The organism is Kribbia dieselivorans NBRC 106261 (genome assembly GCF_001552435.1).
Taxonomy (GTDB): Bacteria; Actinomycetota; Actinomycetes; order Actinomycetales; family Dermatophilaceae; genus Kribbia; species Kribbia dieselivorans.
Genome location: NZ_BCRE01000202.1, coordinates 1 through 9,963, shown reverse-complemented (window position 1 = coordinate 9,963; position 9,963 = coordinate 1). Strand labels below are relative to the sequence as shown.

General features: G+C 69.5%; 10 protein-coding genes. 1 reads left to right on the top strand and 9 read right to left on the bottom strand.

What is annotated here, in order from left to right:
* The 9 genes from KD1_RS14200 to KD1_RS14160 form a co-directional block, all read right to left on the bottom strand.
* A partial coding sequence (locus KD1_RS14200; RefSeq protein WP_157073374.1) for a 2Fe-2S iron-sulfur cluster-binding protein occupies positions 1-1,178 on the bottom strand: 1,178 nt, incomplete at its 3' end.
* Positions 1,175-2,497, bottom strand: a complete 1,323-nt coding sequence (nuoF, locus tag KD1_RS14195) for an NADH-quinone oxidoreductase subunit NuoF (protein ID WP_068402994.1) — start codon at positions 2,495-2,497, stop codon at positions 1,175-1,177. The genes KD1_RS14200 and nuoF, both read right to left, overlap by 4 nt.
* Positions 2,494-3,243, bottom strand: a complete 750-nt coding sequence (gene nuoE, locus KD1_RS14190; RefSeq protein ID WP_068402992.1) for an NADH-quinone oxidoreductase subunit NuoE — start codon at positions 3,241-3,243, stop codon at positions 2,494-2,496. Before nuoE ends, nuoF begins: the two co-directional genes overlap by 4 nt.
* The gene (locus tag KD1_RS14185) at positions 3,243-4,547 is read right to left on the bottom strand and encodes an NADH-quinone oxidoreductase subunit D (RefSeq protein ID WP_068403000.1); all 1,305 of its coding nucleotides are present in this window, start codon (positions 4,545-4,547) and stop codon (positions 3,243-3,245) included. Before KD1_RS14185 ends, nuoE begins: the two co-directional genes overlap by 1 nt.
* Positions 4,548-4,582: 35 nt before the next feature.
* Positions 4,583-5,353 carry an NADH-quinone oxidoreductase subunit C gene (locus KD1_RS14180; RefSeq protein ID WP_083542498.1) on the bottom strand — a complete coding sequence of 257 codons (771 nt, stop codon included), beginning with the start codon at positions 5,351-5,353 and terminating at the stop codon, positions 4,583-4,585.
* The gene (locus KD1_RS14175; protein ID WP_068402990.1) at positions 5,350-5,946 is read right to left on the bottom strand and encodes a NuoB/complex I 20 kDa subunit family protein; all 597 of its coding nucleotides are present in this window, start codon (positions 5,944-5,946) and stop codon (positions 5,350-5,352) included. The genes KD1_RS14180 and KD1_RS14175 overlap by 4 nt, the downstream gene beginning before the upstream one ends.
* Positions 5,947-5,960: 14 nt before the next feature.
* Entirely contained in the window at positions 5,961-6,323 is a 363-nt protein-coding gene (locus KD1_RS14170; protein WP_281177624.1) for an NADH-quinone oxidoreductase subunit A, read from the bottom strand.
* A gap of 100 nt (positions 6,324-6,423) precedes the next feature.
* Positions 6,424-7,752: a geranylgeranyl reductase family protein gene (locus tag KD1_RS14165; protein ID WP_245627423.1), complete on the bottom strand. Its 1,329-nt coding sequence runs from the start codon at positions 7,750-7,752 to the stop codon at positions 6,424-6,426.
* A 142-nt stretch (positions 7,753-7,894) separates the two neighbouring features.
* Positions 7,895-8,590: a demethylmenaquinone methyltransferase gene (locus KD1_RS14160; protein WP_068402996.1), complete on the bottom strand. Its 696-nt coding sequence runs from the start codon at positions 8,588-8,590 to the stop codon at positions 7,895-7,897.
* 34 nt (positions 8,591-8,624) lie between these two features.
* Here KD1_RS14160 and KD1_RS14155 point away from each other — a divergent pair, with 34 nt between their 5' ends.
* Complete coding sequence (locus tag KD1_RS14155) at positions 8,625-9,920, top strand: isochorismate synthase (protein ID WP_068402986.1); 1,296 nt, start codon at positions 8,625-8,627, stop codon at positions 9,918-9,920.
* The last annotated feature ends 43 nt before the right edge of the window (positions 9,921-9,963 follow it).

Here is a 9,963-nt window from a genome sequence, read left to right as displayed (position 1 = left end):
GGGTCGGCCTCGTTGGGGCCGGTCGCGACGACCGCGTGGGCGAGGAAGTCCGCCTCCTCCGAGGAGTGCGGCCGGGCCCGGAAGTCGATGTTGTTCGTGCCGAGCACCGTGCGGGCGAACTTGCCGTAGGCGTAGGCGTCCTCGACCGCGGTGCGTCCGCCGACGAGCACTCCGGCCTCGGCGGTCGCCGTTGCCGCGGCGATGCCCTCGGCCGCGACCTGCAGGGCCTCGGCCCACGAGGCGGGGCGCAGTTCGCCGTCCGCGTCGCGCACGAGCGGCAGTTCGAGGCGCTGCCCCGTGCTGGCGTACTGGAAGGCCCAGCGGCCCTTGTCACAGTTCCATTCGCCGTTGACCGCCGGGTCGAGCTGGGCCATGCGGCGCAGCACGGCACCGCGACGGTGGTCGGTGCGCTGGGCACACCCGTCGGCGCAGTGCTCACAGATCGACGGGGTCGAGACCAGGTCGAACGGACGCGACCGGAATCGGTACGCCGCCCCGGTCAGCGCGCCCACCGGGCAGATCTGCACGGTGTTGCCGGAGAAGTACGACTCGAACGGCTGCTCTTCGTAGATGCCGATCTGCTGCTGCGGGCCGCGTTCGACCAAGGCGATGAACGCGTCTCCGGCAATCTGCTCGGAGAAGCGCGTGCAGCGCTGGCAGAGCACGCACCGCTCGCGGTCGAGCAGGACCTGCGAGGAGATGTTGATCGGCTTGGGGTAGGTGCGCTTGACGTCGTCGAAGCGCGAGACGGCCCGGCCGTTGCTCATGGCCTGGTTCTGCAGAGGGCACTCGCCACCCTTGTCGCAGACCGGGCAGTCGAGCGGGTGATTGATCAGGAGCAGTTCCATGACTCCCTGCTGGGCCTTGTCGGCCACCGGGGAGGTGTGCTGGGTCTTGACCTCCATGCCCTCGCTCACCGTCATGGTGCACGAGGCCTGCGGCTTGGGCATCGGGCGCACGACACCGTCACGGCCGGGCATGGCCACGTCGACGAGGCACTGGCGGCAGGCGCCGACCGGGTCCAGACCCGGGTGGTCGCAGAACCGCGGGATCTCGATGCCGACCTGCTCCGCGGCGCGGATGATCAGCGTGTTCTTCTCGACGGCCACCGGGAGGCCGTCGATGGTCAGGTTGACCAGGTCGGGCTTCGCAGGGGCCTGGATCGGATCGGCGGTCATGCGGACACGGACTCCTTCGAACCGAACAGGGTGGACGCGGCCGGCGGGAACAACTCGGCGGCCGGGGTGTGCATCCCGGCCTCGAACTCCTCGCGGAAGTACTGGATGGCCGAGGTGATCGGGCTCGTCGCACCGTCACCGAGGGCGCAGAACGCGCGGCCGAGGATGTTGTCGCAGATGTCGAGGAGCTTGTCGATGTCCTCCTGCAGACCCTGGCCGGCCTCGATGCGGTGGAGGATCTGCGAGAGCCACCACGTGCCCTCACGACACGGGGTGCACTTGCCGCAGGACTCGTGCATGTAGAAGTCGGTCCAGCGCGACACCGCCCGCACGACCGAGACGGTCTCGTCGAAGATCTGCAGCGCGCGCGTGCCGAGCATCGAGCCGGCCGAAGCGACGGAGTCGAAGTCGAGCGGCACGTCGAGGTGCTCGGCGGTGAAGATCGGCGTCGACGACCCGCCCGGGGTCCAGAACTTCAGCGCCTTCTCCGGGTCGCGCATGCCACCGGCCATGTCGATGAGCTCGCGCAGCGTGATGCCCATCGGAGCCTCGTACTGGCCGGGGCGCTTGACGTGGCCCGAGAGCGAGAAGATGCCGAAGCCCTTCGACTTCTCCGTGCCCATCGACCCGAACCAGTCGGCGCCGTGCAGCGCGATGCCGGGAACCGAGGCGATGGACTCGACGTTGTTCACGACCGTGGGTCGCGAGTACAGACCCGCGACGGCCGGGAACGGAGGCTTCAGGCGCGGTTGGCCACGACGACCCTCGAGCGAGTCGAGGAGCGCGGTCTCCTCACCGCAGATGTACGCGCCGGCCCCGGCGTGCACGGTGACGTCGAGGTCGAAGCCCGACCCGTGGATGTTCTTACCCAGGTGCCCGGCCGCGTACGCCTCCTCGACCGCGCGCAGCAGACGGCGGTAGACGTGGGCGACCTCGCCGCGCAGGTAGATGAACGCGTGGTTGCAGCGGATCGCGAAGGACGTGATCGCCACTCCCTCGATGAGGACCTGGGGGTTGGCCATCATCAGCGGGATGTCCTTGCACGTGCCCGGCTCGGACTCGTCGGCGTTGACCACGAGGTAGCGCGGTTTGCCGTCGTCCGGCGGGAGGAAGCCCCACTTCATGCCGGTGGGGAAGCCGGCGCCGCCGCGGCCGCGCAGGCCGGAGTCCTTGAGCGCCTGGACGAGGTCGTCGCGCTCACGCCCGAGGGCGGCGCGCAGACCCTGGTAACCCTGCTGGGTGCGCTCGTAGGACTCGAGGGTCCAGGAGCGGTCCTCACCCCAGGTCTTCGTCAGGATCGGGGTCAGCGTGGTGCTCACGGGTGAACCTCCTCGTTCGCCTGGGGTGCGTCGTCGCCGGGGGCGACCCAGCCCTTGGCCCGCGCCAGGCGGGTGCCCTCGGTGGAGGCCGGGCCGGCCGAGACGCCCTCGTCGGCCAGACCGTCGTTGAACCCGGCCAGCAGACGCGAGGTCTGCTTGAAGGTGCAGACCTTGTTCGGCCCGCGGGTGGGGGTGACGTCCTTGCCGGCGCGCAGGTCGTCGACGAGTTGCACGGTCGACTCCGGCGTCTGGTTGTCGAAGAACTCCCAGTTCGTCATGACGACCGGGGCGTAGTCGCAGGCGGCGTTGCACTCGATGCGCTCGAGGGTGATCTTGCCGTCGGCGGTCGTCTCGTCGTGGCCGATGCCCAGGTGCTCGGAGACGCTCTGCCAGATCTCGTCGCCGCCCATGATCGCGCAGAGCGTGTTCGTGCACACGCCGACGGTGTACTCACCGTTGGGGTGGCGCTTGTACTGGGTGTAGAACGTCGCCACCGCCGAGACCTCGGCGAGGGTCAGGTCGAGCATCTCGGCACACACGGCGATGCCGCGACCGGTGATGTAGCCATCCACCGACTGCACGAGGTGCAGCATCGGCAGGAGCGCCGAACGTGGGACCGGGTAACGCGCGATGATCGTCTCGGCGTCTGCCCGCAGCTGCGCGAGGACATCGGCGTCGTAGGGCGCCTTGCTCTCGGGGCTGACGTGCAGGTGGCCGGACGCGGTCTGCTCTCCGAATTGGGCCATCAGCGGTCCACACCTCCCAGGACGGGGTCGATCGACGCGACCGCGACGATGACGTCGGCGACCTGGCCGCCCTCGCACATCGCAGCCACGGACTGCAGGTTGTTGAAGCCCGGGTCCCGGAAATGGGCCCGGTAGGGGCGGGTGCCGCCGTCGGAGACGAGGTGCACGCCCAGTTCGCCCTTGGCCGACTCGATCGGCACGTACGTCTGGCCCGGGGGAACCCGGAAGCCCTCGGTGACGAGCTTGAAGTGGTGGATCAACGACTCCATCGAGGAGCCCATGATCTCCTTGATGTGGTCGAGGCTGTTGCCCATGCCGTCGCTGCCGATGGCGAGCTGGGCCGGCCAGGCGATCTTCTTGTCCTCGATCATCACCGGGCCGGGGTTGGCCTGGAGCTCGTCGGTGACCTGCTCGATGATCCGGATCGACTGGTGCATCTCACCCAGGCGCACCATCATGCGGCCGTAGGCATCGCACGTGTTCGCGGTGATGACGTCGAACTCGTACTTCTCGTACCCGCAGTACGGGTCGGTCTTGCGCAGGTCGTGCGGGTAGCCGGCGGCGCGCAGCATCGGGCCGGTGATCCCCAGCGCCATGCAGCCGGAGAGGTCGAGGTAGCCGACGTCCTTCATGCGGCCCTTGACGACGGGGTTCTCGACGAGGAGCTTCTCGATCTCGGCGATGTCGCGACGGATCTTCGGCAGGTTCTCACGGATCTTGTCGAACACGCCCGGAGGCAGGTCCTGGGCCACACCGCCGGGGCGGATGTAGGCGTTGTTCATGCGCAGACCGGTGACCATCTCGATGATCTCGAAGATCCACTCACGCCCGCGGAACGCGTACTCCATCGGCGTCGTCGCGCCCATCTCCATACCGCCGGTGCCGAGACAGACGAAGTGGGAGACGAGGCGGGTGAACTCCATCATCAGCACCCGAATGGCGGAGGCGCGCTCGGGGATCTGGTCGGTCACGCCGAGGAGCTTCTCGACGGCCAGGCAGAACGCCGCCTCCTGCATCATCGGCGTCAGGTAGTCCATGCGAGTGCAGAACGTCACCCCCTGGGTGTACGTCCGGAACTCCATGTTCTTCTCGATACCGGTGTGCAGGAAGCCGATCCCAGCCCGCGCCTCGGTGACGGTCTCGCCGTCGAGTTCGAGGATCAGGCGCAACACACCGTGCGTCGACGGGTGCTGCGGACCCATGTTGACGACGATGCGCTCCTCCGGGGTGGAGGTCAGCTCCTTGGCCAGGTCGGCCCAGTCACCACCGACGGCGGTGACCTCGTGGGCCCCGACGACGTCGATCTGGTCGGAGCCGGTGGCGCTGTAGACGTTGCTCGTCACTTGTACGACCTCCGCTGGTCCGGCGGCGGGACGGTGCCGCCCTTGTACTCGACGGGGATCCCACCGAGCGGGTAGTCCTTGCGCTGGGGGTGGCCGGGCCAGTCGTCCGGCATGAGGATGCGGGTCAGGGACTCGCGACCGGTGAAGATGATGCCGAACATGTCCCAGGTCTCCCGCTCGTGCCAGTCGGCCGCCGGGTAGACGCTGATGATGCTCGGGATCTCCGGGCGCGCCTGGGGCACCCCGACCTCGACGCGCAGGCGACGCGCGCCGTGCGTGAGCGACATGAAGTGGTACACCGCGTGCAACTCCGAGCCGGTGTACTCCGGGTAGTGCACGCCCGAGACCGAGGTGCACATCTCGAACCGCAGGGCCGGAGCGTCGCGCAGCGCCCCGACGACGGCAAGCAGGTGCTCGGGGCGCACGTGCAGCGTCAACTCGCCGCGATCGACAACGACCCGCTCGACGGCCTCGGCCGGGGTGTGCGTGGCCAACTCGTCGACGACTCCGTCGAACCAGCCGCCGTACGGGCGCTGCGCCGCACCGGGGAAGAGGATCTCGCGGTGCAGACCGCCGTAGCCGGAGGTGTCGGAGCCGTCGGTCGCGCCGAACATGCCCTGGCGGCGGGCGACGACGACCGGCGTGGTGTCCACCTGCTCGGCGGCCGGCTGCGTCACCCCCTGCTCGGCCTGCGCCTGCGCGGTCTCGACCCGCTCGGCCGTCAGGTCCGCAGCCTTCGAGGTGTCGTTGGTCGGGTTCTCACTCATGCCAGCAGGTTCTTTCCGACGTAGCCGCCGTGGTCGTGGGTGGCCGGCTGCAACTGGGTGGGAACCGCCGCCATCGCGGCCTCCTCGGCACGCTTGGCGGCCGCGGCGCGGTTGGCGCCCAGCGGGCGGTGGCGCACCTTCTCCTTGTGCAACTGGACGATCGCGTTGAGCAGCATCTCCGGGCGCGGCGGGCAGCCGGGCAGGTAGATGTCGACGGGGATGATGTGGTCGACGCCCTGGACGATGGCGTAGTTGTTGAACATGCCGCCCGACGAGGCGCACACACCCATCGAGATGACCCACTTCGGGTTGGCCATCTGGTCGTAGACCTGACGCACGACGGGCGCCATCTTCTGGCTGACGCGGCCGGCGACGATCATCAGGTCCGCCTGGCGAGGCGAGGCGGAGAACCGCTCCATGCCGAAGCGGGCGATGTCGTAGTGCGGGCCGCCGACGGCCATCATCTCGATGGCGCAACAGGCCAGACCGAAGGTGACCGGCCACATCGACGACTTGTGTGAGAGCCCGACGATCTCCTCGACGGAGCTCAACAGGATGCCGGAGGGAAGCTTCTCCTCGATGCCGTAACCCATGTCGGTTCCTCCTTTCAGTCCCAGTTCAGGCCGCCACGACGCCAGACGTAGGCGTAGGCGACGAAGACGGTGATGACGAACAGGACCATCTCGACCAGGGCGAACAGGCCGAGCTGGTTGAAGGCGACCGCGAAGGGGAAGAGGAAGAGCGACTCGACATCGAAGATGATGAAGAGCATCGCGGTCAGGTAGTACTTGATCGGGACCCGGCCGCCCTCCTCGGCCTTCGGCGACGGCTGCAGGCCGCACTCGTAGGGCATCGCCTTGGCGGCGTTGGCCTTCTTCGGGCCGATGAGCTGGCCCGCGCCGACCGACCCCGCCGCGAACAGCAGTCCCAAGGTCATGAAGAACAGAAGGGGAACATAGGGGTTGTCGATCATCGGCCAACCTCCCTTTCTCTCGGAGCGGCGGCAACCGCGACCCCAATCCTAGGGGTCATGTGGTCGGTGTCACGTCGGGGGCGCGTCATCTGGCTCATCACGCCTTGGGCACGATTCTGGTCATGAGGTGGATGAGGCGGTCATCGAACCGGCCCCCACGCTCCTCCGGCAGGTTGGCCATGAGTTTGAGCATGAACTTCATCAGGGTGGTGCGGGGCAGCCCGTACTTCGTGGCCAGGCGCATGACCTCGGGGTGACCGATGAGCTTGGCGAACTGCGATCCGATCATGAAGTAGCCGCCGAGCGAATCCTTGAGGATCGTCGTGTACGACCGGAGCACCCGCTCGCGCTCGGCGGGGGTCTCCCGCGCGAGTGCCTGGGCGATGACGTCGGCGGCAACCCGCCCGGACTGGAGGGCGTAGTCGATGCCCTCGCCGTTGAACGGGTTGACCATGCCACCGGAGTCGCCGACGAGCAGCAGCCCGCGGTCGTAGGCCGGCTGGCGGTTGAACGCCATCGGCAGGGCCGCGCCGCGGATCTCGCCGCGCATCGACTCGGCGGAGATGCCGTACTCGGCCGGCATCTGCGCCACCCAGCGCTTCATGACGTCCTTGTAGTCGGTCTTGCCGAAGGCCTCGGAGGTGTCGAGGATGCCCAGACCGACGTTGGCCAGACCCTCACCGGCACCGAAGATCCAGCCGTAGCCGGGCATGAGGATCCGGTTGCCGTGGTCGTCGGTGGTCCACAGTTCGAGCCACGACTCCATGAAGTCGTCGGTGGCGCGGCGGCATTCGAAGTAGGCACGCACGGCCACGCCCATCGGGCGGTCCTCGCGCTTCTCCCGGCCCATCGCGATGGCCATGCGCGACGAGACTCCGTCGGCGGCGACGATGACCGGAGCGCGGAACGCGGCCTTCTCGCCGGTGGCGCGGCCGCGCTCGTCCATGAGTTTGACGTTGACCCCGACCGCTCGGCCGGTGTCGTCGAGGATCGGGCCGGTGACGTTGTGCCGCTCGAGGAGCGTCGCTCCGCAGGCCTGGGCGTGGCGGGCGAGGACCTCGTCGAGATCCTCCCGGCGACGGACCATGCCGTAGGGCGGGAACGCGGCGACGTCGGGCCAGTCGAGTTGGAGGTGGTGACCGGACCCGAGGATGCGCAGCCCACGGTTGCGCTGCCAGCCGGCGGTGACGTCGGTGTCGACGCCCAGGGAGATGAGTTCGCGCACGGCGCGCGGGGTCAGACCGTCGCCGCAGATCTTGTCGCGCGGGAAGGTCGCCTTCTCCAGGAGCACGACGTCGAGCCCGGCCTTGGCCAGCCAGGCGGCGGTCGCGGATCCACCCGGTCCGGCACCGACGACGATGACGTCGGCCACCTGCGCGGGCGGGGCCGTCGCGGCGGGATCGGCGGGCGAGACAGGCAAACTCACGTGGACCTCGGGTTGGGGGGACTCGCGATTCGGTGCTTGTGAACCATTTCACGAGATGGGCCGTTGCGCACTCTACTCCGGGACGGATGGATGTGCTGCAGGGGGCACGGTCAGGGTGGGGCACGGTCAGGGTGGGGCTCGGTCACGCCGGGGCGTGCGCGCGGTGGATCGCGACGATGCCGCCGCTGAGGTTCTGCCACTGGACGTCGGCCCAGCCCGCAGTCTCGATGCGCTGGGCCAGTTCGCGCTGCGCCGGCCACGCCTGGATCGACTCGGCGAGGTAGACGTAGCTGTCCGGGTTCGAGGAGACGGCCTTGGCCACCGCAGGCAGCGCGGCCATGAGGTACTCGCGGTAGATCCGGCCGAAGAGCGCGTTGACCGGCTGGGAGAACTCGCAGATCACCAGGCGGCCGCCGGGTCGGGTGACCCGACGGAACTCCGCCAGGGCGGCCTGCTGGTCGACGATGTTGCGGAACCCGAACGAGATCGTCACGACGTCGAAGGAGGCGTCGGCGAAGGGGAGCTTCGTGGCGTCGGCGGCGGTGAACCCCAGGTCGGGCCGGCGGTGGCGGCCGACGCGCAGCATGCCGAGGGAGAAGTCGGCCGGCACGACCTGCAACCCGGCGTCGGCCCAGGCCAGGCTCGAGGTGCCGGTGCCGGCGGCGATGTCGAGGATCCGTTCTCCGGGCCGGGCGTCGACGGCCTTGATGACCGACCGGCGCCACCGCGGCGTCATCCCCAGCGACAGCACGTCGTTCATGAGGTCGTAGCGCGGGGCGGTGTCGTCGAACATCGCGGCGACGTCATGCGGGTTCTTGTCGAGGGAGGCGCGCGTCATGGGCGTCATCCTCTCTCATTTACGCTGTGCGTCGATGACCTCCCTTCCGGCTCCCCCTTCAGATGTTGCCGCACCCCTGCTCGTGGGGCGCACCACGCGGCTGGACCCGGCAACCGCGACCGCGCTGCTGGACCTGCTGCCGCACGTGGCCGACCCCGCGGCGCTGACGTCGTGGGTGCGCGGCGGCAACGGTCTGGTCGGGTGGGGCCGCGTCGCCGAGCACCGCTCGCACGGCGACGAGCGGTTCGCCGACGCGCAGGCCTGGTGGCACGAGGTCGCCGCGAGCGCCGTCGTGCGCGACGACGTCGAGGTCTCCGGCACGGGACCGGTCGCGTTCGGGTCGTTGACGTTCTCGGCCGACTCGGCCCACGACTCGGTCCTGCTCGTGCCGGAGGTGATCGTGGGCCGCCGCGGTGAGGATGCGTGGGTGACCACGCTGACCCTCGCCCCGAACGTGCCGGGGACGCCGGTGCTGACTTCCCAGGAACCACCGCAGGCCCCGCTGGGGGTGGCGTACACCGACGGCCCGCTGGACGCGCCGGGGTATGCCGCGGCGGTGGCCGAGGCGGTCGCGCGCATCGGCGCCGGCGACCTGGACAAGGTCGTGCTCGCGCGCTCGCTCGAGGTGCTCGCCGACGCGCCCATCGACGTGCGGTGGCTGCTGCAGCGGTTGGCGCAGCGGTACGACAACACGTGGGCGTTCGCGGTCGACGGGCTCGTCGGGGCGACGCCGGAGATGCTCGTGCGGCTGGAGCGCGGACTGGTCACCTCGCGGGTGCTGGCCGGGACGATCCAACGCTCGGGGCACGACGAGAAGGACCTGGCGTTGGCGGCGTCGTTGGCGCGCTCATCGAAGGACCTCGAGGAGCACGAGTACGCCGTGCGGTCGGTCGCCGACGCGCTGGCCGCGCACACGTCGTCGATGAACGTGCCGGAATCGCCGTTCGTGCTGCACCTGAGCAACGTCATGCACCTGGCCACGGATGTCACCGCCGTCGCCCGTCCCGAGGTCACGTCGCTGGATCTCGCGGCGTCGCTGCACCCGTCGGCGGCGGTCTGTGGCACGCCGACCGCGACGGCGGGGGTCATGCTCGCCGAGCTGGAGCAGATGGATCGCGGCCGGTACGCCGGGCCGGTCGGGTGGATGGACACCCGCGGCGACGGCGACTGGGGCATTGCGCTGCGGTGCGGCGCGTACGACGCGGCGGACCCGTCGCGGATGACGCTGTACGCCGGCTGCGGCATCGTCGCCGGGTCGGACCCGGCCAGCGAGGTCGCGGAGTCGGTGGCGAAGTTCCTGCCGATGCGGGAGGCGTTGGGCGCTCGCTGACGCGCCACCCGCGGTTCCCCCCTCCCCGCGGTTCCCCTCCCCA